26 protein-coding genes, 1 pseudogene and 2 riboswitches are annotated in these 23,935 nt (G+C 71.2%); of the genes and pseudogenes, 17 read left to right on the plus strand and 10 right to left on the minus strand.

Annotation, left to right across the window (positions count from 1 at the left end; translation table 11 throughout):
• The first annotated feature begins 6 nt into the window (after window positions 1-6).
• The 11 genes from D2L64_RS15765 (at window position 7) to gcvP (ending at window position 11,152) form a co-directional block, all read left to right on the plus strand.
• Window positions 7-993, plus strand: a complete 987-nt coding sequence (locus D2L64_RS15765) for a DUF881 domain-containing protein (RefSeq protein ID WP_119577245.1) — start codon at window positions 7-9, stop codon at window positions 991-993.
• Window positions 994-1,048: 55 nt separating this feature from the next.
• Window positions 1,049-1,429 (plus strand): glycine cleavage system protein GcvH, encoded by a 381-nt coding sequence (gcvH, locus tag D2L64_RS15770; protein ID WP_119577247.1) that lies wholly within the window; start codon window positions 1,049-1,051, stop codon window positions 1,427-1,429.
• 218 nt (window positions 1,430-1,647) lie between these two features.
• A complete protein-coding gene (odhI, locus tag D2L64_RS15775; protein WP_013733916.1) occupies window positions 1,648-2,100 on the plus strand; it encodes an oxoglutarate dehydrogenase inhibitor Odhl in 453 nt (150 codons plus the stop codon).
• Between the two features lie 50 nt (window positions 2,101-2,150).
• On the plus strand, window positions 2,151-2,852 hold the full coding sequence (ftsR, locus tag D2L64_RS15780) for a transcriptional regulator FtsR (protein WP_199714553.1): 702 nt from the start codon (window positions 2,151-2,153) through the stop codon (window positions 2,850-2,852).
• Window positions 2,853-3,027: 175 nt separating this feature from the next.
• A complete protein-coding gene (locus tag D2L64_RS15785; protein WP_119577251.1) occupies window positions 3,028-3,492 on the plus strand; it encodes a bifunctional nuclease family protein in 465 nt (154 codons plus the stop codon).
• Window positions 3,493-3,713: 221 nt separating this feature from the next.
• Window positions 3,714-4,304: a MerR family transcriptional regulator gene (locus D2L64_RS15790; RefSeq protein WP_233558975.1), complete on the plus strand. Its 591-nt coding sequence runs from the start codon at window positions 3,714-3,716 to the stop codon at window positions 4,302-4,304.
• 528 nt (window positions 4,305-4,832) lie between these two features.
• Window positions 4,833-5,231 (plus strand): group I truncated hemoglobin, encoded by a 399-nt coding sequence (locus D2L64_RS15795; protein WP_119577253.1) that lies wholly within the window; start codon window positions 4,833-4,835, stop codon window positions 5,229-5,231.
• A 2-nt stretch (window positions 5,232-5,233) separates the two neighbouring features.
• Window positions 5,234-6,412, plus strand: coding sequence for a globin domain-containing protein (locus D2L64_RS28290; RefSeq protein WP_119577255.1), 1,179 nt, complete (start codon window positions 5,234-5,236; stop codon window positions 6,410-6,412).
• Window positions 6,409-7,095 (plus strand): DivIVA domain-containing protein, encoded by a 687-nt coding sequence (locus tag D2L64_RS15805; RefSeq protein ID WP_233558976.1) that lies wholly within the window; start codon window positions 6,409-6,411, stop codon window positions 7,093-7,095. The genes D2L64_RS28290 and D2L64_RS15805 overlap by 4 nt, the downstream gene beginning before the upstream one ends.
• A 70-nt stretch (window positions 7,096-7,165) precedes the next feature.
• Window positions 7,166-8,068, plus strand: a complete 903-nt coding sequence (locus D2L64_RS15810; protein WP_119577446.1) for an NAD-dependent protein deacetylase — start codon at window positions 7,166-7,168, stop codon at window positions 8,066-8,068.
• Between the two features lie 84 nt (window positions 8,069-8,152).
• Window positions 8,153-8,251: riboswitch (glycine riboswitch) on the plus strand.
• A 78-nt stretch (window positions 8,252-8,329) separates the two neighbouring features.
• Entirely contained in the window at window positions 8,330-11,152 is a 2,823-nt protein-coding gene (gene gcvP / locus D2L64_RS15815) for an aminomethyl-transferring glycine dehydrogenase (RefSeq protein ID WP_119577448.1), read from the plus strand.
• Between the two features lie 129 nt (window positions 11,153-11,281).
• Here gcvP and D2L64_RS15820 read toward each other — a convergent pair whose 3' ends face one another.
• Complete coding sequence (locus D2L64_RS15820) at window positions 11,282-11,482, minus strand: DUF5999 family protein (protein ID WP_119577259.1); 201 nt, start codon at window positions 11,480-11,482, stop codon at window positions 11,282-11,284.
• Between the two features lie 123 nt (window positions 11,483-11,605).
• Here D2L64_RS15820 and D2L64_RS15825 point away from each other — a divergent pair, with 123 nt between their 5' ends.
• Together D2L64_RS15825 and def are read left to right on the plus strand one after the other, a co-directional pair.
• Complete coding sequence (locus D2L64_RS15825) at window positions 11,606-12,796, plus strand: chorismate-binding protein (protein ID WP_119577261.1); 1,191 nt, start codon at window positions 11,606-11,608, stop codon at window positions 12,794-12,796.
• 10 nt (window positions 12,797-12,806) lie between these two features.
• Window positions 12,807-13,313 (plus strand): peptide deformylase, encoded by a 507-nt coding sequence (gene def, locus D2L64_RS15830; RefSeq protein ID WP_119577263.1) that lies wholly within the window; start codon window positions 12,807-12,809, stop codon window positions 13,311-13,313.
• Here def and D2L64_RS15835 read toward each other — a convergent pair.
• Window positions 13,266-13,864, minus strand: a pseudogene (locus tag D2L64_RS15835) (GNAT family N-acetyltransferase). The gene def and the pseudogene D2L64_RS15835 overlap by 48 nt on opposite strands.
• A gap of 104 nt (window positions 13,865-13,968) precedes the next feature.
• Window positions 13,969-14,748: a sulfite exporter TauE/SafE family protein gene (locus D2L64_RS15840; RefSeq protein ID WP_407663112.1), complete on the minus strand. Its 780-nt coding sequence runs from the start codon at window positions 14,746-14,748 to the stop codon at window positions 13,969-13,971.
• Between the two features lie 177 nt (window positions 14,749-14,925).
• Between D2L64_RS15840 and D2L64_RS15845 the strand changes: the two genes are divergently transcribed.
• Window positions 14,926-15,708, plus strand: a complete 783-nt coding sequence (locus tag D2L64_RS15845; RefSeq protein WP_119577267.1) for an endonuclease/exonuclease/phosphatase family protein — start codon at window positions 14,926-14,928, stop codon at window positions 15,706-15,708.
• Here D2L64_RS15845 and D2L64_RS15850 read toward each other — a convergent pair.
• The gene (locus tag D2L64_RS15850) at window positions 15,628-16,560 is read right to left on the minus strand and encodes a bifunctional 5,10-methylenetetrahydrofolate dehydrogenase/5,10-methenyltetrahydrofolate cyclohydrolase (protein ID WP_119577269.1); all 933 of its coding nucleotides are present in this window, start codon (window positions 16,558-16,560) and stop codon (window positions 15,628-15,630) included. The genes D2L64_RS15845 and D2L64_RS15850 overlap by 81 nt on opposite strands.
• 22 nt (window positions 16,561-16,582) lie before the next feature.
• Window positions 16,583-16,668, minus strand: a riboswitch (ZMP/ZTP riboswitch).
• A gap of 27 nt (window positions 16,669-16,695) precedes the next feature.
• Window positions 16,696-17,757, minus strand: a complete 1,062-nt coding sequence (locus tag D2L64_RS15855) for an FAD-dependent monooxygenase (RefSeq protein WP_119577271.1) — start codon at window positions 17,755-17,757, stop codon at window positions 16,696-16,698.
• A gap of 55 nt (window positions 17,758-17,812) precedes the next feature.
• On the opposite strand from D2L64_RS15855, the gene D2L64_RS15860 reads away from it, so the two are divergent.
• Window positions 17,813-18,379, plus strand: coding sequence for a TetR/AcrR family transcriptional regulator (locus D2L64_RS15860; RefSeq protein ID WP_119577273.1), 567 nt, complete (start codon window positions 17,813-17,815; stop codon window positions 18,377-18,379).
• On the opposite strand, the gene D2L64_RS15865 is transcribed toward D2L64_RS15860, so the two are convergent.
• From D2L64_RS15865 to D2L64_RS15875, 3 genes are all read right to left on the minus strand, one after another.
• Window positions 18,367-19,368 (minus strand): tyrosine-type recombinase/integrase, encoded by a 1,002-nt coding sequence (locus D2L64_RS15865; protein ID WP_119577274.1) that lies wholly within the window; start codon window positions 19,366-19,368, stop codon window positions 18,367-18,369. The two genes, D2L64_RS15860 and D2L64_RS15865, sit on opposite strands and share 13 nt — an antisense overlap.
• A gap of 285 nt (window positions 19,369-19,653) precedes the next feature.
• Window positions 19,654-20,535: an alpha/beta hydrolase gene (locus tag D2L64_RS15870; protein ID WP_119577450.1), complete on the minus strand. Its 882-nt coding sequence runs from the start codon at window positions 20,533-20,535 to the stop codon at window positions 19,654-19,656.
• 282 nt (window positions 20,536-20,817) lie between these two features.
• A complete protein-coding gene (locus D2L64_RS15875) occupies window positions 20,818-21,546 on the minus strand; it encodes an SDR family oxidoreductase (RefSeq protein ID WP_119577276.1) in 729 nt (242 codons plus the stop codon).
• A 135-nt stretch (window positions 21,547-21,681) separates the two neighbouring features.
• Between D2L64_RS15875 and D2L64_RS15880 the strand changes: the two genes are divergently transcribed.
• The gene (locus D2L64_RS15880; protein ID WP_119577278.1) at window positions 21,682-22,143 is read left to right on the plus strand and encodes a peroxiredoxin; all 462 of its coding nucleotides are present in this window, start codon (window positions 21,682-21,684) and stop codon (window positions 22,141-22,143) included.
• 66 nt (window positions 22,144-22,209) lie between these two features.
• Window positions 22,210-22,902, plus strand: a complete 693-nt coding sequence (locus D2L64_RS15885; protein ID WP_119577279.1) for a hypothetical protein — start codon at window positions 22,210-22,212, stop codon at window positions 22,900-22,902.
• A gap of 61 nt (window positions 22,903-22,963) precedes the next feature.
• Here D2L64_RS15885 and D2L64_RS15890 read toward each other — a convergent pair whose 3' ends face one another.
• Window positions 22,964-23,467: an OsmC family protein gene (locus tag D2L64_RS15890; protein WP_119577281.1), complete on the minus strand. Its 504-nt coding sequence runs from the start codon at window positions 23,465-23,467 to the stop codon at window positions 22,964-22,966.
• Between the two features lie 2 nt (window positions 23,468-23,469).
• On the minus strand, window positions 23,470-23,919 hold the full coding sequence (locus D2L64_RS15895) for a MarR family winged helix-turn-helix transcriptional regulator (protein ID WP_119577283.1): 450 nt from the start codon (window positions 23,917-23,919) through the stop codon (window positions 23,470-23,472).
• Between the last annotated feature and the right edge of the window lie 16 nt (window positions 23,920-23,935).

A 23,935-nucleotide genomic window follows, 5' to 3' on the forward strand; every position in this document is an offset into this window, starting at 1 on the left:
TGTGGCGTGAGTGACGAGCACACCGAGACGGGTACGGGGTGGCCTCAGCCGGCGGGGCCGGCTCGGCCGGGTGGGCCGGCGGGCGATCCGGATCCGCGGCCGGAGGCGCCGGATCCGGATGAGTTGAGTCCGTTGTCGCCGCAGGGGCGGCCGGCGCGCGATGGTGCGCAGCCGGCGGAGCCCGACGAGTCGCCTGCCGTGGCGGATCCGGTCGAGCGGCAGGCACCGGCTCCACCGGTGGAGCCGGCCGAGTCGGTGGTGGTGGAGCCGGCCGGGACGGTTGCCGGTGTCTGGTGGCGGCGGTTCGGTTCGGCGACGGTGATGATCGCCGCGTTGTTGGGGTTGCTGGGGTTCACCCTGGCGGTGCAGTTGAAGACGACGTCGACGGATTCGTCGTTGGCGGCGGCGCGGCAGGAGGACCTGGTGCGGATCCTGTACGACCTGGAGGCGCGGGAGAGTCGGCTGCGGCAGGATGTCGCGACGTTGGAGGAGAGCCAGCGGCAGTTGCGTTCGGGTGAGCAGGGGCGTCAGGCGGCGTTGGCGGAGGCGAGTCGGCGGGCTGACGAGTTGGGCATCCTGGCGGGTACGTTGCCGGCGCGGGGGCCGGGTCTGGCGGTGCGGTTCGAGGCGGGTTCGAAGCCGATCTCGGCGTTCCGGGTGTTGGACGCGGTGCAGGAGTTGCGGGGTGCGGGTGCGGAGGCGATGCAGATCTCCGGTGGGGATCGGGCGTCGGTGCGGATCGTGGCGTCGACGTACTTCCTGGACGGGGAGAACGGGTCGTTGGTGGTGGACGGGCGGCGGTTGACGGGTCCGTTCACGATCACGGTGATCGGTGATCCGGCGACGATGCGTACGGGGCTCAACATTCCTGGTGGGGTGGTGGCGTCGGTGGCGCAGGACGGCGGTAACGTGATCGTTGAGGATCGTGAGGTTGCCGAGGTTTCGGCGCTGCACAAGCCGAGAACGTTGGAACACGCCCGTCCGGTCGGCTAGGCCGGCCGGGCCGGCACCGGTTGGTCCGGTGTCGCGATGGATGAGGACGCTGCTGGTGATTCCTGAGGATCTGCGTTACACCGCTGAGCACGAGTGGGTGGGGGCCGCTGACGGCGGGGCCGTGCGGGTCGGCATCACCCACTTCGCGCAGGATGCTCTGGGCGACATCGTGTATGTGCAGTTGCCGGAGTCCGGTGCGGTGGTCGCGGCCGGTGAGTCGTTGGGTGAGATCGAGTCGACGAAGAGCGTGTCGGAGATCTACGCCCCGGTGGGCGGTACGGTGTCGGCCCGGAACGAGGTGTTGGTCGACACGCCGGAGGTGATCAACACGGATCCGTACGGGTCGGGTTGGTTGGTGGAGATCACTCCGGTGGATGTGGCGGCGGTCGACGGGCTGTTGAGCGCGGACGCGTACCGCGAGTTGACCGAGAGCTGAGCGTTTCCTGTGCCGGCGGGTCGGTATCTTGTGCCGCGCGTCCGGTTGCCCTGTTTTTCGGCGCTGGCTAGGCTCGCCCAGTCGACCGAGAACCCATTTGTTGAGCGTCGCGGACAGCCTTTCGGGGCACGGAGAGCCAGCCGCTGGGTGGATGTGCGCCCGGCGGCCAGACCCGCCGTCTCCCGACGCCGACCGAAACAGATCCGTGAGGTGGTCCCATGACTCGCCCAGGCGACGAGTTCCCCCCGCTCGACGTCACGTCGACGCTCAATCTCGGTTCGCTCGAAGAAGCGTTGGAGGGGCCGGACACCGATGTGGTGCCGAGCCGGATGTCCGGTTCGTTGCCGCCGGGGATGGCGCTGCTGGTGGTTCGTCGCGGTCCGAATGCCGGTGCCCGGTTCCTGTTGGATCACGATGTGACGACCAGTGGGCGGCATCCGGACAGTGACATCTTCCTGGACGATGTGACGGTGTCGCGTCGGCATGCCGAGTTCCACCGGGACGGTGGGACGTTCACGGTGCGGGACGTGGGCAGCCTGAACGGCACGTACGTGAACCGGGAGCGGGTCGAGGCGGCGACGTTGACCAACGGGGACGAGGTGCAGATCGGCAAGTTCCGGGTGGTGTTCATCGCCGGTCCGCGCCCGGAGGGTGAGGCCGGCCGGGGGTGAACGAGCCTGCGGCCTCGACGCCGTCCGGGGCGGGTCATGTCCAGCCGTTGATGAGTATCGGCGAGGTGTTGGCCCAGCTGCGGGTGGATTTTCCCGACGTGACGATCTCGAAGTTGCGGTTCCTTGAGGCTGAGGGCCTGGTGGAGCCGCAGCGGACGGCGGCGGGTTATCGGAAGTACGGCTGGGAGGATGTCGCTCGGCTGCGGTTCGTGTTGACGGCGCAGCGGGACCAGTACCTGCCGTTGCGGGTGATTCGCGAGCAGTTGGCGCAGTGGGACGCCTCGGGTGAGGCACCGGAGCGGGCACGGCCGGCGTTGGTGGCGGTGGGTCCGGACGGTGAGGTACCGGGGCGTGGCGTGGCGCAGCCGGGTGAGTCGGGTCAGTTACGGCTGGACCGGTCGGAGCTGGTGGCGCGTAGTGGGCTCGACGAGTCGACGTTGGGCGAGTTGGAGCGGCTCGGGTTGGTGGTGTCGGATCCGCCGGGTTGGTACGACGGTGATGCGTTGATCATCGCGCGGGCGGTGGCGGGGCTGTCGGCGTACGGGTTCCAGCCGCGGCATCTGCGGGGTTACCGGACGGCGGCGGATCGGGAGGTCGGTTTGTTCGCGCAGTTGGTGGCGCCGTTGGTGCGGCAGAGTGATCCGGCGGCGCGGGCGCGGGCGGCGGAGACGTCGCGGGAGTTGGTGGCGTTGTCGCAGCAGTTGCATGCGGCGTTGGTGCGGGTGGGGTTGCGCTCGACGTTGGGTCGGTGAGGTGCGTTGTGCGTGCTGATCGGCGGGTTCGTGAGTGGCGTAGGCTTGCGGGGGTAACCCCTCTTCTGGCGCGGTTGTTGGGTGCGGGAAGCGCATGGGACGGCCGTGTCGCGGTCCGTGTACCGTGCAGGGAAGGGCGCGGTGCGGCGTAGGTGACAACGACACGGAGGCGGCGGTGCGCGAGCTGAGCGTGGTCGGGGTTCGGGTGGAGTTGCCCAGTAACCAGCCGATCGTCCTGCTCAGGGAGGTCGAGGGGGACCGCTATCTGCCGATCTGGATCGGCGCGGTCGAGGCGACGGCGATCGCTTATGAGCAGCAGGGTGTCAAGCCGGCCCGGCCGTTGACCCATGATCTTCTGCGGGATGTGTTGGCGGCGTTGCAGGCGCCGTTGCAGGCGGTGGAGATCACCGAGCTGAAGGAGAACGTGTTCTTCGCCGATCTGTTGATCGGTGATGGGGTGCGGGTTTCGGCCAGGCCCAGTGATTCGATCGCGTTGGCGTTGCGGGTTGGTGCGCCGATTCGTTGTGCCGAGCAGGTCCTCAGTGAGGCGGGGATCGTGATTCCCGACGAGCAGGAGGACGAGGTGGAGAAGTTCCGGGAGTTCCTGGAGCAGGTGCGGCCGGAGGATTTTGCCGGTTGAGTGGGTGGCCCCGGTGTGGCTGGGGTCGGTGTTTCCTCGTTCCCGGGGTCGCTGGCGGTTGTCGGTGACTCCTGGTGATGGTGATGCTCGTCGCTGTCGATGCGCGGCGTGTCGCGATGGTTTCTCCGTGGTAACCCTCGGCGGTCGCTATAGGGTTGCCGTGTCGAGGGGTGCGCGTCCCGGAAACGACGTGTCACCGCACTGACGGGGAGGTTGTCCGGATGCACGAGCCGCGAGATTCCGATCCGGTTACGGGGCTGGACGAGTCGGGTGGGACGCCCGGTTCGGCAACTGACAGTGACGGTGCGGTGGGGTACCGGGGTGTGACGGCATGCCATGCGGTGGGGATCAGCTATCGACAGCTGGACTACTGGGCGCGTACGGCGTTGGTGGTGCCGAGTGTGCGGGATGCCTCGGGTTCGGGGACGCAGCGGTTGTACTCGTTCCGCGATCTGGTGGTGTTGAAGGTCGTGAAGCGGTTGCTGGACGCCGGGGTGTCGTTGCAGAACATCCGGAAGGCGATCGAGGCGTTGCGGTCGCGTGGTGTGGAGGATCTGGCCGGGATCACGCTGATCTCCGATGGGACGACGGTGTACGAGTGTCGTTCGCCGGAGGAGGTGGTCGACCTGTTGCAGGGTGGTCAGGGTGTGTTCGGCATCGCGATCGGTGGGGCGTTCAAGGAGATCCAGGGTTCGTTGTCGCATCTTCCGGCGGAGCCGGCGGGGGTGGCGCCGGAGTCTGAGCCGCAGCCGCAGGAGCCGGCGGTGGGTGACGAGTTGGCGGCGCGTCGGGCGCGGCGTCGGGCCGGCTGATCCCGCCGCCTGGGACCGCCGCAGGCCGGCCCGTTCTCAGGAACACGCCCTTGGTCGACCGGCGCCGGGCCGCGTGGCGGCTGGTCGGGTCGGCGATGTGGGTACCGCCCGTGGGTTTGCCGGGTGGGCTGCTTTCTTTGAGTTTTTTCTCGGTCACTTTGGGTGTGGGGCCTGGTGCGGGTGTCGGTCGGGTGGCGTTCCGGCCGGTCGGGCGAGGGCGGGTTGTCGGTGCTGGTTGGCGTGGGGGTCGGTGGGGGCTGCCGGATCGGCCGGTCGACCGGGTGTGGTGACCTGATGTGATCGGCTGACGCCCCTCTGTGGATGAATCGCCATCCGCTTGTCACTCTTCGTGATCGAGTGCTGTCGGGTAGCTGATAGGTCGGTCCTGACGGGGGCGGCGCGGCACGCTATCGTCCGTCACGGTCCGCTTGGCTTCACTGCCGCAGCGTCGCGGTTCGGTCGTGCCGGTGGACCGTCGTCGTGGTGCGCTGTCGCGCCAACCCCCTGCCTGACGGAAGGAACGCCCCTGTGACGGTTACCGAAGAGTCCACGCCGGTGTCGCACTTCGAGCGCATCGGTGGGGCCGGCTCGGTCACGGCCGCTGTCGAGCTGTTCTACGAGCGGGTGCTGGCCGACCCGGAGTTGGCCGGCTACTTCGTCGAGGTGGACATGGCGGGGCAGCGCCGGCACCTGGCGCAGATGTTGACCGTCGTGCTTGGTGGCCCGAACGCGTACACCGGCCGTGATCTGGCCACGGCGCACCAGCCGTTGGGGATTCCGGTGGCGCACTTCCGGCAGGTGGGTGGGCATCTGACGGCGGCGTTGACGCAGTTGGGTGTGCCGGGCGACGTGATCGAGGATGTGCAGGCGGTGTTGGCGCAGGTGCAGGAGCAGGTGGTGGCCGGCGGGGCTGGGGCGGACGCCTGAGCGTGGACGTCTCTCGGCTGAAGCAGAGCTGGTCGGTGGTCGTCGGGCACGGCGACCAGGTGCCGCTCTACTTCTACTCGACGCTGTTCCTGGCGTATCCCGAGACCCGGCAGCTGTTTCCGACGAACATGGCCGGTCAGCGGGACCGGCTGGTCACCGCGCTCGGTCACATCGTGTCGGAGGTGGACCAGGTCGACCGGCTCGTCGGCTACCTGCAGGAGTTGGGGGCCGACCATCGCAAGTTCGCGGTGCGGGCGGAGCACTACCCGGCGGTGGGGCAGGCGCTGCTGGCCACGTTGCGGCATTTCCTCGCCGAGGCGTGGACCGACGAACTGGCGCAGGACTGGGCGGCCGCGTACGGGTTGGTGGCGAAGGTGATGACGGAGGCCGCCCAGGCGGCGGAGTCGGTGCATCCACCGTGGTGGGTGGCGGAGGTGGTCGGCCATGAGCGGCGGACGTTCGACGTGGCGGTGCTGACGCTACGGCCGCAGTACCTGTTGCCGTTCGCGGCCGGCCAGTCGGTCGGGGTGTCGCATCCGGCGGTGCGGTCGTGGCGGTACTACTCGCCGGCGAACGCTCCCCGTGCCGACGGCACGCTGGAGTTGCATGTCCGGGCCGCGCCGGGTGGCGCGGTGTCGTCGCGGCTGGTGTACGGGTGCGCGGTGGGTGATCAGCTGCATCTGGCGGCGCCGGTGGGGGACGGTTTGACGCTGCGCTCGGCGGGGTCGGCGGATCTGTTGCTGCTGGCCGCCGGTACGGGTTGGGCGCCGTTGAAGGCGCTGGTGGAGCAGGTGGCGGCGGAGGGGTCACGGCGCCGGGTCGACCTGTACGTCGGGTTCCGTTCCCGTAGCGAGTGCTACGACGGTGAGGGGCTCGACAAGTTGGTGGCGTCCCACCCGTGGTTGACGGTGACCCAGGTGCCGGGGCTGGACCTGCACCGGCCCGGCGAGGTCGGGCATCCGGTGGACCGGGCGCTGGCCGACGGGGACTGGCGGTCCCGGCACGTGTACGTGTGTGGTTCCGATGACATGGTGTCGCGGACGGTGGCGACGCTGACGCGGTCCGGGTATCACCCCGGGCAGGTGCACCACGAGGCGCTGGGCGGGCAGTGGTACGGCCCGGCGTGGCGGTCGGCGGTGCAGGATCCGACGGTCCCTGACGATTCCGGAGGTGCCCGGTGAGTGAGTCGCGTAGTCGTGCCGGGGCGGGTACGGCCCCGGTGGGCCGGTACGACGGCACCCGTGTCGTCGGTGGGGTGCCGGCGCGGGTGACCGCGGACCGGGTCCGGCGGTGGGAGTTCGGGTCGGCGTCGTTCGCGCGGCGCGGCTACGACCAGGCCGACGTGGACCGGTTCCGGATGCAGGTGGCCGACGAGTTGGATCTGTTGGCCACGCAGGTGGCGAACCTGCGGGCGGAGAACGAGCGGCTGGGTGACCATGTCGAGTTGCACCGGCACGGGGTGATTCCGAGTGCGGAGCCGGTGGCGCGGTTGCCGGCGGCCAAGGAGGTGAATCTGCTCTCGGCGGCGCAGCGGGAGGCCGAGCAGATCATCGCCCAGGCGCACGACTACGCGCGTCGGGTCGCCGAGTACGCCCGTACCCAGTACGAGAGTTACGTGCGGGCGGCGGTGGAGCAGGCCCGGCAGGAGGCGGAGCGGGCGGTGCAGGAGTACCGGGCGTCGGCCGGTGCGTCGTTCGACGACGGGGTGGCGGCGCGGGAGGCGCTGCGGATCTACGGCGAGATGATGATCTCGCACATGCGGGCGGCGGCGCGGCATCTCGACGACGGCAGTGCCCAGTTGGCGCGCACGATGGAGCGCATCGGTGCGCCGGCGGGTGCGGCGCCGCGTCACCAACAGCCCTGACCCGGCGGCTACGGCACGGGCGGGTCGCGGAGGGGCGGGCGGCTGGTCGCGGTCGTCGGGCTGGGGCAGCATTGGTCGGGTGGAAGACGTGATCGAGCCGGTGGTGGGGCTGGCGGCCGGCGGCGGGGTGGTGGTGCTCAGCGGTGCCGGGTTGTCCACCGAGTCGGGCATTCCCGACTATCGGGGGCCCAGTGGGGTGGCTCGCCGGCAGCAGCCGATGACGTACCAGACGTTCGTCGGTGACGGGCAGGCCCGCCGCCGGTACTGGGCCCGTAGTCACCTGGGGTGGCGGTTGGTGGCGCGGGCGGCCCCGAACGACGGGCATCGGGCGGTGGCCCGGCTGCAGCGGGGTGGGCTGGTGACCGGGGTCATCACCCAGAACGTCGACGGGCTGCACACGGCGGCGGGTAGCCGGGACGTGGTGGAGTTGCACGGCCGGCTCGACGCGGTGGTCTGCCTGGCCTGTGGGGATCGGACGACCCGGCAGGAGTTGGACGGGCGGCTGCGTCGGGTGAATCCGGACTTCGCCGGGCGGGGCGCCGCGGTCAACCCCGACGGTGACGTGGAACTCGACGACGCCGAGGTGGCCGCGTTCCGTACCGTCGACTGCCGGGCCTGCGGCGGCCTGCTCAAGCCCGACGTGGTGTTCTTCGGTGAGACGGTGCCCGCCGGTCGGGTGCGGCGGTGTTTCGCCCTGGTGCAGCAGGCGCGGCTGCTGCTGGTGCTCGGGTCGTCGTTGACGGTGTTGTCGGGGCGCCGGTTCGTCACCGCGGCGGCGCGGCACGGTGTGCCGGTGGTGATCGTCAACCAGGGGGTGACGCGGGGTGACGGGCATGCCCGGCTGCGGGTGGACGCGGCGCTGGGCCGGTGGCTGCCGGCCCTGGCCGACCGGCTGCTGACCGGCGAACCGGCGCCGCGCGACCCGCGCCCGGTGCCGGTGGCGCCGGGCGGCACCGCCGGGTTGGTCGCGTAGCGCGGGGGTACGTTTCCGGACGGTTACCGGTCCGGGGGTTCGCGGTGGCCCGTCGGGGACGCTGGTAGCGTTGATCGCGCCGGTAGCACCCACGTGGGAGAGACCGCCTGGCGGTAGCCGGGTCGGCGCCGAAGGGGCAAATCCTCCCCGGAACCTCTCAGGCAAAAGGACCGCGTCGGGACAGGCACTGTGGAACACCTGCGGGTGTGACAGAGGGGGAGGGCCGACCTGTCGACCCCCGCCCCCGCAGGAGTGCCGCCGATGACCGCTGAATCGTTCGCCGACCGTCACATCGGTCCCGGCCCCGACGACGAACGTCGCATGTTGGAGACCGTCGGCTACGCCTCGATCGACGAGTTGATGGACGCGGCGATCCCCGAGGTGATCCGCTGGCACGGCCGGCTGGACCTGCCGGAGCCGGCCAGTGAGCACGACACCCTGGCGGAGCTGCGGGCCCTGGCCGGCCGTAACACCGTCGCCGTGTCCATGATCGGGTTGGGGTACCACGGTACGCACACCCCGGCGGTGATCCGGCGTAACGTGCTGGAGAACCCGGCCTGGTACACCGCGTACACGCCGTACCAGCCGGAGATCAGCCAGGGTCGGCTGGAGGCGTTGCTGAACTTCCAGACGATGGTGTCGGACCTGACCGGGCTGGCCACCGCCAACGCGTCGATGCTCGACGAGGGCACCGCGGCGGCCGAGGCGATGACCCTGGCCCGGCGGGCGTCGAAGAGCCGCAGCCGGGTGTACGTGGTCGACTCCGACGCCCTGCCGCAGACGATCGCGGTGATCGCCGGGCGGGCGGAGCCGCTGGGCATCGAGGTGCGGGTGGTGGACGTCGACCGGGACGCACTGCCGGCGGAGTTCTTCGGGCTGCACCTGCAGTACCCGGGCGCGTCGGGGGTGGTGCGTGACCACGCGCCGCTGGTCGAGGCGGCGCACGCGGCCGGGGCGTTGGTGACCGTCGCGGCGGACCTGCTGGCGTTGACGCTGCTGCGGGCGCCGGGGGAGATCGGCGCCGACATCGCCGCCGGCACCACCCAGCGGTTCGGCGTACCGATGGGCTTCGGTGGGCCGCACGCCGGCTACCTGGCGGTACGTGCGGGCCTGGAGCGGATGTTGCCGGGCCGGCTGGTCGGGGTATCCCGGGACGCGGCCGGCGCACCGGCGTACCGGTTGGCGTTGCAGACCCGGGAGCAGCACATCCGCCGGGAGAAGGCGACCAGCAACATCTGCACCGCGCAGGTGCTGCTGGCGGTGATGGCCAGCATGTACGCCGTCTACCACGGCCCGGACGGGCTGCGGCGGATCGCCGAGCGGACCCACCGGAGGGCGGTGCGGCTGGCGGACAGCCTGCGCGGCGCCGGGGTGGACGTGCCCGACGTGCCGTTCTTCGACACGGTCACCGCGGTGGTGCCGGGCCGGGCGGCGGAGGTGGTGGCCGCGGCCGAGCAGCGTGGCGTGAACCTGCGGCTGGTGGACGCCGACCGGGTCGGGATCTCCTGCGACGAGACCACCACCGAGGCGCACCTGGCGGCGGTGTGTGCCGCGTTCGGGGTGCCGCTCGCCGCCGGGGACGCCGAGCCGCGGCTGTTGGCGGCGTTGCGCCGCGGCAGTGACTTCCTCACCCACCCGGTGTTCCACGCTCACCGGTCGGAGACGGCGATGCTGCGTTACCTGCGGCGGTTGGCCGATCTGGACTACGCCCTGGACCGGGGCATGATTCCGTTGGGTTCGTGCACGATGAAGCTCAACGCCACCACCGAGATGGAGCCGGTGAGCTGGGCGGAGTTCGCCCATCTGCACCCGTTCGCGCCGGCCGGGCAGACCACCGGCTACCGGGAGATGATCTCTCAGTTGGAGGGCTGGCTGGCGGAGGTGACCGGCTACGATGCGGTCAGTGTGCAGCCCAACGCCGGTTCGCAGGGGGAGTTGGCGGGTCTGCTCGCGATCCGCGCCTACCACCGCAGCCGCGGCGAGACGCACCGGGACGTGTGTCTGATCCCGTCGTCGGCGCACGGCACCAACGCGGCCAGCGCGGTGATGGCCGGGATGCGGGTGGTGGTGGTCGGCTGCGACGCCGACGGCAACGTCGACCTGGTCGACCTTGACACGAAGATCGCGGCACACGCCGACGCCCTGGCGGCGATCATGGTGACGTACCCGTCGACGCACGGCGTGTACGAGACGGGCATCGCGTCGCTGTGCGCGAAGGTGCACGACGCCGGTGGTCAGGTGTACGTCGACGGGGCGAACCTCAACGCGCTGGTCGGGTTCGCCAAGCCGGGCCGGTTCGGGGCGGACGTGTCGCACCTGAACCTGCACAAGACGTTCTGCATCCCGCACGGTGGTGGTGGTCCGGGGGTGGGGCCGGTGGCGGTGCGGGCGCACCTGGCGCCGTTCCTGCCGGGTGACCCGGCGGGTGCGCCGGTGGACGGGCGGCCGGCGATCTCGGCGGCCCGGTACGGGTCGGCGGGGATCCTGCCGATCCCGTGGGCGTACCTGCGGATGATGGGTGCCGACGGGCTGGCCCGGGCGACCGGGGTGGCGGTGTTGGCGGCCAACTACGTGGCGGCGCGCCTGCGGGGGCACTTCCCGGTGTTGTACGCGGGCAACAAGGGTCTGGTGGCCCACGAGTGCATCCTGGATCTGCGGCCGGTGACGAAGGCGACCGGGGTGAGCGTGGACGACGTGGCCAAGCGGTTGATCGACTACGGGTTCCACGCGCCGACGATGTCGTTCCCGGTGGCGGGGACGTTGATGGTGGAGCCGACCGAGAGTGAGGACCTGGCCGAGCTGGACCGGTTCTGCGACGCGCTGATCGCCATCCGGGCGGAGATCGACAAGGTGGGCTCGGGGGAGTGGCCGGCTGGGGACAATCCCCTGGCCAACGCGCCGCACACGGCGCAGATGCTCACCGGTGACCAGTGGCCGCACCCGTACCCGCGGTCGGTGGGCGGCTACCCGGCCGGGGTGGACCGGGTGGCGAAGTACTGGTCGCCGGTGCGGCGGGTCGACGGCGGCTACGGTGACCGCAACCTGGTCTGTTCGTGCCCGTCGCCGCAGGCGTACGAGGACTGAGGTCGGGGCGTCTACCGCAGGCGGCGGGATGCCGCCTGCGGTGGCGCGTCGGGCCTGGGCGCCGCCGGTGACCGGCCGGGGGACTAGCCTGGGTCGACGCGGGAAAGGTCGTGACGGATCGTGGTCGTCTCAGGCGGCGAGAGCGTGTCGGGCGGGGCCGCGGTGCGGTGCGATGCTGCTGCCGTCGGGCAGCAGTTCGCCGGTGTCCTCGAAGACGATCACCCCGTTGCAGAGCAGGCTCCAGCCCTGCTCACGAAAGCAGGCGAGGACTTTGGCGGCTTCCCGGTCGGTGGCTTCGGCGGAGGGGCAGGTGGGTTGGTGCTGGCACATCGGGTTCTCCGGACTGTGGGGGCACTGTGTCATGGTTCACATGACCAGTGACGCACAGTACCAAGCGGAAGCGCGCCGCATCGAGCAGATGTGCGCGTGGTGCGTGGGAAATCCGCTGAACGGATGAGCCACATTCAACCAGACGTCGTGGAAGCGCTCCCACGGATGGTGGTCGATCCCCCCGCCGTACCCGCCGGCTGCCGGGGCCGCCTCGTCGAACGCGCCCGCTGGCAATGGCACCCCACCGACGGCGGCGACCCCGCCACACGTACCGAGGAGTTCCTCGCCGCCCACGGCCTACCCCTGCACGACCTCGCCCGCCCCGCACCCGCCCACGACCCGCACGGCGTCTGCGGCGCCGCCCTCTACCTCTCCGCCGCCGCCGGCGCCCTACTCGCCGGCGGCAACCCCGGCCCGGCCAACCCCGCCGACCTGCCCGAGGTCGCCGTCGTCGTCTACGCACACACCGACACCCCACCCGCCCCACCGGCGACCACCGGCTGGTGGCACGGACCGTGGACCGAGAGCTGGCAGCCCCACCAGCACGCCCACGCCGTCCACACCGCCCGCCAGGCCATCGGCCGCGGCGAGGTCTACCAGGTCAACGTCGTCGGCCACGCCAGCGCCCCCTACACCGGCGACCCACTACCCGCCCTGACCCGACTCGGCCGGCTACCCGGCGCCCGCTACGGCGGCGTGCTCACCGGCACCGGCTGGGCCATCGGCTGCGCCAGCCCCGAAACCCTTATCGAGGTCCACCACGGCACCCTCACCACCCGCCCGATCAAAGGCACCCGCCCCGCCACCACCGCCGGCCGCACCGACCTGCTCACCTCGGCCAAGGAACGCGCCGAACACATCATGATCGTCGACCTGGAACGCAACGACCTGGCCCGCATCGCCGCCACCGGCAGCGTCCGCGTCGACGACCTGTTCGCCGTCCGCCGCTGGTGCGACCTGTGGCAGGCCGAATCCACCGTCCGCGCCACCGCCGCCCCCGGACTCGGCCTGGCCGACCTGCTACGCGCCGTCTGCCCCGGCGGCTCGGTCACCGGCGCCCCCAAACTCGCCGCCCTCGACCACATCGCCACCCTCGAACCCGTCGGCCGCGGCGCCAGCATGGGCGCCCTCGGCTGGATCACCCCCGGCCACCTCGACCTCGGCCTCACCATCCGCACCGCCGCCGTCGACCGCCACCGCCTCCACGTCTGGGCCGGCGGCGGCATCACCTGGGACAGCGACCCCGACGCCGAAGTCGCCGAAGCCGCGGCCAAGACCGCACCGGTACGCGCCGCCCTCGCCCCCGACCGATAACCTTGCCGACATGACCATGCGTGACATCCGCATCATCGGCGACCCCGTGCTCCGCACCCCCAGCGAGCCCATCACCACCTTCGACGCCGAACTGCGCGCCCTGGTCACCGACCTGATGGACACCCTGCTCGGCAAACCCGGCCGCGCCGGCGTCGCCGCACCCCAGATCGGCGTCAACGCCCAGGTGTTCGTCTACGACGCCGACGGCCACCGCGGCCACATGATCAACCCCACCCTGGAACTCTCCACCGAACTCCAGGACGACGACGAGGGCTGCCTGTCCATCCCCGGCCTCTACTTCCCGACCCCCCGCGCCCTGCACGCCACCGCCCGCGGCTTCGACCAACACGGCGAACCACTCACCATCGCCGGCAGCGGATTCCTCGCCCGCGCCCTGCAACACGAGACCGACCACCTGCACGGCCGCCTCTACGTCGACACCCTGCGCGGCGAAACCCGCCGCCGCGCCCTACGAGAGATCCGCGCCGGCCGCTTCGAATCGCCCCGCCGCGCCTGAACCCACCCACCCGGCCCGGGTGATCTCGTACTCCACCTCACCCTGCTCCGCACCCGGCAGCGGATCCGGCCACGACTGGTGGAACGTGCGCACATACCGCATCCCCACCGCCGCCATCGTCGCCCGCGACGCCACGTTCACCGCCATCGTCTCCGCGAACACCCGCCGCAGACCCAACTCGGCGAAGCCGTACCGGAGCAACTCCCGGGGCCCTCACTGGCCAGCCCCCGACGCCACCACCGCGGCGACAACCGGTAACCCAACTCCGCCTGCCCGGCCACCGGCCCCTGATCAGGACGCTGCGGCGGCTCCAACAACCACCACCCGACGAACTCACCACCGACCAGACCGGCCCAGAACCCCAACCCCGGCGCCTGCCGCGCCACCGCCAACCGACGCCGATGCATCCGACGCACCTGCTCGGCCGAACGCACCGGCCCCAGAAAACGCATCACCTCCGCATCGGCGTCCAACTCGATCTCACCCGCCAGATGCTCATCGGCCAACGGCACCAACCGGACCCGCTCCGTCCGCAACACCACCTGCGACATGCGCGCATTCTGCCGACCAACGGCCCACCACCGCGACCGGAAACCCCCCCCACCACCCGACACCGGCGGCCCACAGCCCGCCCCACCGACCCGGCGCGGCCCGCTCAACGAGCCAACCACTGGTCGTAACCCAACCTCGCCACCAACGCCAACACCACCACCAACAACACCACCCGCACGAACCCGGCACCCCGACGCAACGCCATCCGCGCCCCCACCATCGCCCCCACGATGTTGCACACCGCCATCGCCGCACCCAACACCCACCACACGTGCCCGAACACCGCGAACACCACCAACGCCCCCGCGTTGGTGCCCGCGTTCACCACCTTCGCCATCGCCGAACCGTGCACGAAGTCCGCACCCACCAACGCGGTGAACGCCACCACCAGGAACGTGCCGGTACCCGGCCCGATCAGCCCGTCGTACAGCGCCACACCCACCCCGGCCACCAGCACCGCCACCACGACCCGGACCCGGGTACGCCGCCGCGGCACCGCCGACACCCCCAACCGCGGCCGCAGCACCACGAACAACGCCACCGACAACAACACCACCAACACCACCGGCCGGTACGCCGACGGCGGCACCGCACCCGCCAACGCCGCACCCAACCCCGCGAACACCACCGCCAGGGCACCCGCCGGCCCCGCCACCGCCCAGTCGATCCGGGTACGACGCGCATACGTCACCGCCGCCACCGACGTCCCCGCGATCGCCGTCAACTTGTTCGTCCCCAACGCCGTCGCCGGCGGCATCCCCGGCACCGCCACCAACAACACCGGCAACAGCAACAACCCGCCACCACCCACCACGGCATCCACCCACCCCGCCAGGGCCGCAGCGGTCAACAACAACACGACAGTCGACGGATCCAACTCCACGCGCCGCATTCTGCCCACCCCGCCGCCCCCGACACGGCCCGAAGTGGCACGCCTCACCGACCCCGCAGCCGCCGCACCCAGATCCCCACCCCGCCGACCGCTACGAACAACAACATCGAACAGAACAGACCCTTCACCATGGCCGAAACTGTGCCACCACATCGATAAAGTGGCAGCGTGCGCCTGGCCACGTTCAACCTGCTGCACGGACGGTCACTGACCGACGGCCTGGTCGACCCGGACCGCCTCGCCGCCGCCGTCACCGCGCTCGACGCCGACGTGCTCGCCCTGCAGGAGGTCGACCACGACCAGTCCCGCAGCGGCAACCACGACCTCACCGCCATCGCCGCCCACGCCCTCGACGCCCCCGAACACCGCTTCGCCGCCGCCGTCGTCGGCACCCCCGGCGAAGCGTTCCGCCCCCTCACCCACGACGACGACGGCCACGGCGAACCCCGCTACGGCGTCGGACTGATCTCCCGCCACCCCGTCACCACCTGGCAGGTCACCCGACTCCGCCCCGCACCCGTACGCTCCCCGGTCTACGCACCCGGCCCCGGCGGCGGACTCATCCTGCTGCGCGACGAACCCCGCGTCGTCCTCGCCGCCGTCCTGGACACCCCCCACGGCCCACTCACCGTCGCCGCCACCCACCTGTCCTTCGTCCCCGGCTGGAACATCCACCAACTCCGCCAGGTCGTCCGCGCCCTACGCGCCCTACCCGCCCCACGGATCCTGCTCGGCGACCTCAACCTGCCCGCCTGGGCCGCTCGACTCGCCTCCGGTTGGCGACCCCTGGGCCGCCGCCCCACCTACCCTGCCGGCCAACCCCGCGTCCAACTCGACCACGCCCTCGCCGACCGACACGCCTTCGACCAGCTACCGCCGGTCACCGCCGTAACCACCCCCCGCTCCACCATCTCCGACCACCGCCCCCTGCTGGTCGACCTCGGCCCGTGACCGCCCGACAGCCGCCCGCAACGCGTTGCGGAACAACATCGCCACCGTCACCGGGCCCACCCCACCCACCCGCGGTGTGATCGCCCCCGCCACCCGGTCGCACGACGGATCCACATCCGGCAACAACCGCCGCCCCGCGTACCGCACCCCACCACCGACCACCACCGCACCCGGCCGCACATGCTCCGGCCGCACGATCCCCGGCACCCCCGCCGCCGCCACCAGGATCTCCGCCCGCCGGGTGTACCGCGGCCAGTCCGCCACCCCCGTGTGCACCACCGTCACCGCCGCGTTCGCCGTCGACCGCTTCTGCGCCAACAACATCGCCAACGGGCGCCCCAACGTCGCACCCCGACCCAGAATCACCACCTCACGCCCGGCCACCGGCACCCCGTGGAACGCCAACAACGCCTCGATCGCCGCCGGCGTACACGGCAGGGGACCGGGCAACCCCAACGCCAACCGCCCCATGTTCACCGGATGCATCCCGTCGACATCGGCATCCGGATCCAGCACCTGCAACGCCCGGTCGTAGTCCAACCCCGCCGGAATCGGATACTGCAACAACACCCCGTGCACCCCCGCGTCGGCGTTGAAGTCCGCCAACACCGCGTGCACATCGGCCTGTGACGCCGACGCCGGCAACCGCACGTGCGGAGCGGCGAACCCCAGCTCCGTCGCCTGCCGCTGCTTGATCCGGATGTAACCCACGCTGGCCTCGTCGTCACCCACCAGCACCGTCGCCAACGCCGGCACCACCCCGGCCGCCCGCAACCCCGCCACACCCCGCGCCACCTCGGCCAGGATCTGCTCCGCCACCGGCCCACCCGGCAACAACCGGGCCGTCGTCATCGTCGACATGACACACCTCGCCCGCGGAGGCCCAGGCGGACGACCCCCACGACGAGAGCTCCCCGATGGTCGATCCCATCCCCGGTGCCGCCAGTCGCGTCACCACCAGCCTGCCACACCCGGCGACCATCCCGCTCAGCCCGGCGGACCGAACGCCAACGCCCACCGCAACGCCACGTCCCGCACCCCGGTGAACCGCCGCACCTGCGCCAACCGGCCCGCCCGCACCGCCATCGCCGCCATCCGCTGCGTCGGCCCCCGCCGCAACCCGTCGTACCGCGCCAACGCCGAGGCCACATCCGACTCCCCGGCCAACGCCTGCGCCAACACCACCGCGTCGATCAACGCCTGACAGGCACCCTGCCCCAGATCCGGGGTCATCGCATGCGCGGCGTCACCCACCAACACCGAACGCCCCCGCACGTACGACGGCAACGCCGGCAGGTACCGCACCTCGTGCCGCAACAACCCACCCGCCTCGACCCCCGCCAGCACCGCCGGCAGCGGATCGTGCCAGTCACCGAACCACCGGCGCAAAGCCGCCAGATCACCCTCCGGCGGCCGGTACCCCGACGGCGTGGTCACCGCCGCGTACCAGTTCGTCACCCCCGCCGCCTGCGGCGTCACCCCGAACTTGCGACCCCGCCCCCAGGTCTCACCACCGGCCGGCACCTCCACCGCCACCGTGCCCCGCCACGCCGTCATCCCCGAGTACCGCAACGGATGACGAGCGCCGAACATCGCCGCCCGGGTCGCGCTGCCGATCCCGTCGGCACCCACCACCACGTCGTACCCGTCAGCCAGCGCCGCCACGTCGCGCACCGGCGAGGAGAACCGCACCGTTCCCGCCGCAAGCGCCTGTGCCAACAACCCCAGCAACGCCGGCCGCGACAGCAGCAACACCCCCTCGCCGTGCCGCCGACGGATCCGACCCACGTCCAACGTGGCGATCACCGAACCATCGGGGCGACGCATCGCGCCGTCCGGCTGCGCCCGCCCCCGTTCCCGCGCCACCGCACCGACCCCGAGCTGGTCCAGCGCCCGCAACGCCGACGGCCAGATGCCCAACCCGGTGCCAGCCTCGGGCAACCCCGCGGCCCGCTCGAACACCGTCACCGTCCACCCGGCCCGCAGCAACCCGATCGCCACCGCCAACCCACCGACGCCGCCCCCGATGACGGCCGCTGAACCTCGCATCACCCGACCGTACTACAGGCGTAGTCGACAGCACTACTGCTGTAGTCTGCCAGTCGTGGACGCCCGCCAACGACAACTCCTCGACGCCGCCATCACCGTCCTCGGCACCCGCGGCACCCGCCACCTCACCCACCGCGCCGTCGACGAGCAGGCCGGCCTACCCATCGGCTCCACCTCCAACCGCTACCGCACCCGCGAATCCCTCCTCGCCGGTGTACTCACCCGCATCCTCGACACCGAAACCAGCGCCTGGACCCACCTCGCCGCCAACCTCCACCCCATCGACACCGACACCTTCGCCACCACCCTCGGCGCCCTCGTACACGAGCTCACCACCACCGGCCGCACCCGCACTCTCGCCCGGCTCGCCATCTTCACCGAAGCCGCCCACCAACCCGCCCTGCAACAACAGATCGCCCACCGCCAACAGGACCTCGCCACCTGGGCCACCCCACTACTGGCCGCCCTCGGCGCCCATCACCCGGCCACCGCACTACGGCTCCTGCTCGCCCTCGTCGACGGTCTGCTCAACAACCAACTCGCCAACCCCGACCCGGCCTTCGACCCGACCGCCGCCATCGCCACCGTCCTACCGGCCGTCCTCACCGCTCAACCCGGCTGAGGCCACACCAACCCGACCAGCGCCCGGTTCGTACGGTTGGCCCGCACCGCCTCCCGCTGCTGCCCAGCGGTCACCTCGATGTACGTCTGCGACGACGCCAACGACGCGTGCCCCAACAGCCGCATGATCTCCGCCGCGCCCGCACCGTCCTCCGCCAACCGGGTCGCGAAGGTGTGCCGCAAGGCGTGCAACCGAGCGCCGGCCGGCACCCGGTCACCCACACCGGCCCGCCGATAACAGGACTCCACCAGGTACTGCAACCCGCCCCGACGCAACGGCTCGCCCCGCCGATCCACCAACAACGGCGAATCCGGCCGAACCGTACGCGCACCGAACCGGCGAACCCGGCTGTCCAGATAGTCCGACACCACCGCGTCCAGACCCGGCTCCACCGGCAGCACCCGCGGGCGCCCACCCTTACCGGCCACCTCGACCCGCCGCTCACCGGGCCGACCGGACAGCGAACCGACCCGCAACGCCAACAACTCCGACAACCGCAACCCCGCGCACAACGCCAGCGCCAACACCGCCACGTCCCGCTCCGGCCACGGATCGCGCTGCCGCCCCTCACCCCGCGCCGCCGAGGTCAGCAACCGCTCCGGAGTGTCCTCGCCCCGCAGCGGCTTGGGCTGGGGGAGCGGCGCCCGGGGCCGGCCGACCGCCGGCATCGGATTGCCCGGCACCACCTGCTCGGCCACCAGGAACGTGAAGAAGCCGTTCCAGGTGGACCAGGCGCGCCCGACCGAGGTGGCGGCACGGTCGGCGGCGAACCGCGCGAACGCCGACCGCAGCAGCCCGGGGGAGAGCGCGTCGATCCGGAGATCGGCCAGGGGGAGGGGAGGGGTGGCCAGCTCCGCCGCGAGCGCGGCCACCGCGAGCAGATCCCGCCGGTACGCCTCCTGCGTGTGCGGCGAGGGCTTCCGGGTGGCCCGAGCCGTCAGGAACTCTGCTACCAACTCGATGACCGGTTCACCCGATTTGTCATGCATAAGGGATATTATGCATGTTTCTCGGGTTGGCCGGCAACGGGAGGGAAGCGGGGAAGGGCTGCGTTCCGGTCCACCTCGAACAGTTCGACGTCGAGGTGAGGGGCAGCACGGCCCGTGACGTGTTCGGCAACGCGATCTGGCGCCACGCACGGTTGGACGGCGTTCGTCGACGCCGCCAAGCGCCGGACGTTCCACTGAGTCAAACCCTGATCCTCGGGGTGGCGTACCGACCCCCTCGGGGGCGGGATTCCGGTGCCCGAACCCCGCTACTTGACATAATGTACATTATCGAATCTGAGGTCTGGTGGTCAGGGGAGTCGGATCGGTGTCAGGACGCCACAGCCAGCGCAGCGCGTCTGGCAGCAGGACGCCACCGTGGTTGGGACTGTGGCCGCCGTCGCCGAGCACCAGCCGGAAGTCGTAGCCGGCCTGCGCCAGGGCGGCCGCGACCCGCAGGTTCTCGGCGAGCCAGTTCCGCTCGGGTTCGTTCCAGTGCAGGTCGCGATGGCCGGCCTGCAGGAAGATCCGCAGCGGCTTGCGGGGTGCGCCGGCGATGAGTCGCGGGTACGGGTTACCGCCGGGCATCTGGGTGAAGCTGGACAGGCAGCCGATCACGCGTTGGAACCGGTCCGGGCGTAGCCAGGCGGCGGTGAACGCCGCGTTGCCGCCACTGCTGCCGCCACAGATGCCCCACCGTCGCGGGTCGGCACTGATGGCGTAACGCTGAGTCACCTGCGGGATGATCTCGGTGAGCAGGAAGGTGACGAGGCGGTCGTCGTACGCGTCGTACTCGATGTTGCGGTTCTTCGGCTGGTCCGATCCGACCCGGATACCGGGGTCGACGAACAGTCCGACGGTGGCCGGGAGGTCGCCGCGGTCGATGAGGTTGTCCAGGACGACGCTGGCCCGTACCTCGCCGTCAGGATCCAGATACCACCGTCCGTCGAGGAAGACCAGCAGTGACGCCGGTTGCGCCGGGTCGTACCGGGCCGGCAGGTGGATCCAGAACTTCCGTACGGTGCCCGGGTAGACGGCGCTGTCGGTGCAGTCCAACTCGACGGTCCGGCCGACGGGTACCCGGGGCTGCCGGTGGGAGTCGGGCCCGTGCAGGTACCGGACGTCGGACTGGTCGACGGGAAGAGCGCGGTACGGCACTTCCGTGGTCACGGGGTGATGGTAGGTGTCGGTGGCCGGTGCGGCGACGTGGTTTCGGGACGCGGGCTCGCCGGCCACTCCCCTCGCTCGCCGCAGGCTGGTCTGGTCGAGGACCTGCCGGGCCGACGGACATCAGTTGGTCCGTCTTGATTGCAGTCAGAAATCATTATTTCTCTGTGCAATCACGCGACACCCAGTGTGCCACCCGCTTGTGGCGATCTTCCGATCCACGATCTCGGTGCCCCGCGCTGCCCCACCCCCGGTGGTGGTCACCGCCCAGCCGACGGTATGTGCTCAGAGGCCGCCGCCGACGCGCAGGATGGCGCCGGTGGTGTACGAGGCGTCCGGGCTGAGTAGCCAGGCGATGGCGGCGGCGACCTCGTCGGGTTCGCCGGGGCGGCCCAGTGGGATGCGGGTGGCGGCGCGGTCGGGTCGGTCGGGTTGGCCGGACAGGGCGTGGATGTCGGTGCGGATGATGCCGGGGGCGACGGCGTTGACCCGGATGCCCTGTGGGGCGAGTTCCTTGGCCAGGCCGATGGTGAGGGCGTCGGTGGCGGCTTTGACGGCGGCGTAGTGGACGTACTCCCCTGGGCTGCCGAGGGTGGCGGCGACGGAGGAGATGTTGACGATGGCGGCGCCGTCGGTCATCCGGTGGGCGGCCTGTTGGGCGCAGAGGACGTAGCCGATGAGGTTGACGTCGACGACCTCGCGGAGGTCCTCTGCGCGCAGGTCGGTGAAGGGGCCGATCGGGCTGGTGATGCCGGCGTTGTTGACCAGGCCGGTGATGGGTCCGAGTTCGGCGGCGGCGTCGAACAGGGCGGTGACCTGGTCGGGGTCGCGGGTGTCGGCGGGTACGGCGATGGCGCGTACGCCGGTGGCGCGTAGCTCGGCGGTGAGGGTGTCGGCGGTGGTGTGGTCGCGGCGGTAGCCGAGGGTCAGGTGGTGGCCGGCTGCGGCGAGGCGGCGGGCGGTGGCGGCGCCGATGCCGCGGCTGCCGCCGGTGATGACGGTGACGGGTGTCATTGGTCCCCTCCCCTGGCGCCGGGCTGACGGCGGGGACGTTACCGGGGCGGTCGTGGGGGTGGACAGCGCGATGTGGTGGAGCACACGTGGTGGTGCGTAGGCTCGCCCGACGGTTGTGCTGGTGTCGAGTGAGGAGTGCCGGTGGTGGGTGTGGGTGACCTGGTCGAGGACTTCGAGTTGCCGGACGAGACGGGGCGGGTTCGCCGGTTGTCGGAGTTCCTGGCGGTGGGGCCGGTGGTGTTGTTCTTCTATCCGGCGGCGCTGACGCGGGGGTGTACGGCGGAGAGTTGTCACTTCCGGGATCTGGCGGCGGAGTTCGCGGCGGTGGGTGCGCAGCGGGTGGGGATCAGTCGGGATCCGGTGGCGCGGCAGGCGGAGTTCTCGCGTCGGCACGGGTTCGACTTCCCGTTGTTGTCGGATCCGGATGGTGTGGTGGCGGGGCGGTTCGGGGTGCGGCGGCGGTTGCCGCTGGGGGCGTTGAGTACGCGGCGGATGACGTTCGTGATCGGGACGGATCGGCGGGTGGTCGAGGTGGTGCACAGCGAGTTGGGCATGCACGAGCATGCGGATCGGGCGTTGCGGGCCCTGGGGGGTTGATCTTCCGGCTGTCGCAGTGGGCTGGTATCAAGGCTGCGGTCGAACATGGGTACGGAAGAGGGCGTGATGGCGGGTCAGGGTTTGTCCACCGATGAGGTGCAGGGCATCCGGGAGGCGTTGGCGGCTGGTCGTAAGCCGAAGGTGGTGTTCACGGCGTCGGCGGGTCAGGTCGCCGGGCAGTTGGGTCAGGTGGTCGAGTTGACCGATCCGGCGGTGTCCGACGAGTTCGTGGTGGTGCGGTTCGGGCGTGACGAGTTGCCCTTCTCCCCCGCGGATGTGGCGATGGCGCCGCGGGGTGCGGGGCGGCGGGTGGTGGAGCCGAAGGTGGAGGCGGTGGAGCCGGCGCCGGAGGTGGTGGCGCCGGAGTTCGTGTTGGACCGGGTGCCGCAGCCGCGTCGGGAGGAACCGGTGCAGCGGGAGGAGTCGAAGGTGGAGACGGTGGAGGCGAAGCCGGCGCGGCGGGCGGTGAAGGTCGTGAAGCCGAAGGGTCCGGCTGGTCTGACGGTGACGTTGGCGTACGCCGAGGGTGAGTGGACGGTGGCGGCGCAGCAGGGTGGGAAGGTGTTGGCAAAGCCGTACGTGTTGAAGCCGGCGGAGGCGCTGCGGATGGTGGCGTTGGTGGATGTGCCGGGGGTGCACGAGGCGGTGGAGCAGATTCTGGCGGCGGAGCGGTCGGAGGCGGAGCGGCAGGCGGAGAAGTTGCGGGCGGAGTTGGCGGAGATCGAGGCCCGGTTGGCGGAGTTGCGCGAGGCGGGCTAGCGGTTGGTGGTGGTGTGGTCGGGGGTCCGGGGCGGTTGTCTCGGGCCCCCGGTTTTTGTGTTCAGGGGTGGTCGGGGGTGTCGGCGGGTGGGTCGGCGGTGGTGGTGGGTTGGTGGTGGACCGGGAAGTTGACTGAGTTGGCGATGAAGCAGAGGTGGTGGGCCTGGTCGTGCAGGGCGGTGGCGGTGTCGGTGGTGTCGGGGTCGGCGACGGTGACGCGGGGGTGCAGGACGGCTTCGGTGAAGTGGCCGTTGCCGGTGTGGTCGGTGGTCATGGTGCCGGTGGCGTGGTCGACGTAGTCGGTGACGACGATGCCGTGGTCGGCGCAGAGGTGCAGGTAGGCGAGCATGTGGCATTGGGACAGGGCGGCGAGGAGGAGTTGTTCCGGGTTCCAGCGGGTGGGGTCGCCGCGGAAGGTGGGGTCGGAGCTGCCGGGGATGGGTGGGCGACCGGCGGTGGTGATGTCGTGGTCGCGGCGGTAGTCGCGGTAGCCGCTGGTGCCGGTGCCGAGGTTTCCGGTCCAGGTGACGGTGGTGGCGTAGGTGTGGGTGTGTAGGCGGGGCATGGTCAGTCTCTCGGTTCGTGGTGGGTGAGTAGACGGCGCAGGAGGCGGACGAGTTCGTGGCGGTCGGTGGGGTCGAGGGGGGCGAGCAGGGTGTCCTGGGCGGTGTCGAGGGCGTGTTGCAGGTGGGTGAGTTCGCGGCGGCCGGCGGGGGTGATGTGGATGATGTTGCGGCGGCGGTCGTTGGGGTCGGGTTGGCGGTGGACGAGGTCGCGGTCGGCGAGGTCGTTGATGGTGGCGACGATGTCGCTGCGGTCGATGCCGCTGTGTCGGCTGAGGTCGGCCTGGCTGGCGGGGCCGGTTTCGGCGAGGGTGGCCAGGAGTCGGTAGTGGTAGCCGCGGGCGTGGCGGGTGCCGAGTGCGGTGCTGACGATGCGGCTGGCGTGGGTGGCGGTCTGGGTGAGCAGCCAGCTGGGGGTGGTGCGCAGGTCGTGGGGGGTGTCGGCGGGCTGCATGGGGTGGACTCTACCG

Source organism: Micromonospora radicis, from assembly GCF_003583405.1.
Taxonomy (GTDB): domain Bacteria; phylum Actinomycetota; class Actinomycetes; order Mycobacteriales; family Micromonosporaceae; genus Micromonospora; species Micromonospora radicis.

What these genes read in the sequence shown, in the direction of transcription:
- ftsR (WP_199714553.1), top strand. Translation starts at nt 2,151, where the DNA reads ATGAGTATCGGCGAGGTGTTGGCCCAGCTGCGGGTGGATTTTCCCGAC.
- D2L64_RS15855 (WP_119577271.1), bottom strand. Translation starts at nt 17,757, where the DNA reads ATGCGAGGTTCAGCGGCCGTCATCGGGGGCGGCGTCGGTGGGTTGGCG.
- D2L64_RS15850 (WP_119577269.1), bottom strand. Translation starts at nt 16,560, where the DNA reads ATGACGACGGCCCGGTTGTTGCCGGGTGGGCCGGTGGCGGAGCAGATC.
- def (WP_119577263.1), top strand. Translation starts at nt 12,807, where the DNA reads ATGACCATGCGTGACATCCGCATCATCGGCGACCCCGTGCTCCGCACC.
- odhI (WP_013733916.1), top strand. Translation starts at nt 1,648, where the DNA reads ATGACTCGCCCAGGCGACGAGTTCCCCCCGCTCGACGTCACGTCGACG.
- D2L64_RS15865 (WP_119577274.1), bottom strand. Translation starts at nt 19,368, where the DNA reads ATGCATGACAAATCGGGTGAACCGGTCATCGAGTTGGTAGCAGAGTTC.
- D2L64_RS15825 (WP_119577261.1), top strand. Translation starts at nt 11,606, where the DNA reads ATGAGCCACATTCAACCAGACGTCGTGGAAGCGCTCCCACGGATGGTG.
- D2L64_RS15895 (WP_119577283.1), bottom strand. Translation starts at nt 23,919, where the DNA reads ATGCAGCCCGCCGACACCCCCCACGACCTGCGCACCACCCCCAGCTGG.
- D2L64_RS15790 (WP_233558975.1), top strand. Translation starts at nt 3,714, where the DNA reads ATGCACGAGCCGCGAGATTCCGATCCGGTTACGGGGCTGGACGAGTCG.
- gcvP (WP_119577448.1), top strand. Translation starts at nt 8,330, where the DNA reads ATGACCGCTGAATCGTTCGCCGACCGTCACATCGGTCCCGGCCCCGAC.
- D2L64_RS15820 (WP_119577259.1), bottom strand. Translation starts at nt 11,482, where the DNA reads ATGTGCCAGCACCAACCCACCTGCCCCTCCGCCGAAGCCACCGACCGG.
- D2L64_RS15890 (WP_119577281.1), bottom strand. Translation starts at nt 23,467, where the DNA reads ATGCCCCGCCTACACACCCACACCTACGCCACCACCGTCACCTGGACC.
- D2L64_RS15875 (WP_119577276.1), bottom strand. Translation starts at nt 21,546, where the DNA reads ATGACACCCGTCACCGTCATCACCGGCGGCAGCCGCGGCATCGGCGCC.
- D2L64_RS15885 (WP_119577279.1), top strand. Translation starts at nt 22,210, where the DNA reads ATGGCGGGTCAGGGTTTGTCCACCGATGAGGTGCAGGGCATCCGGGAG.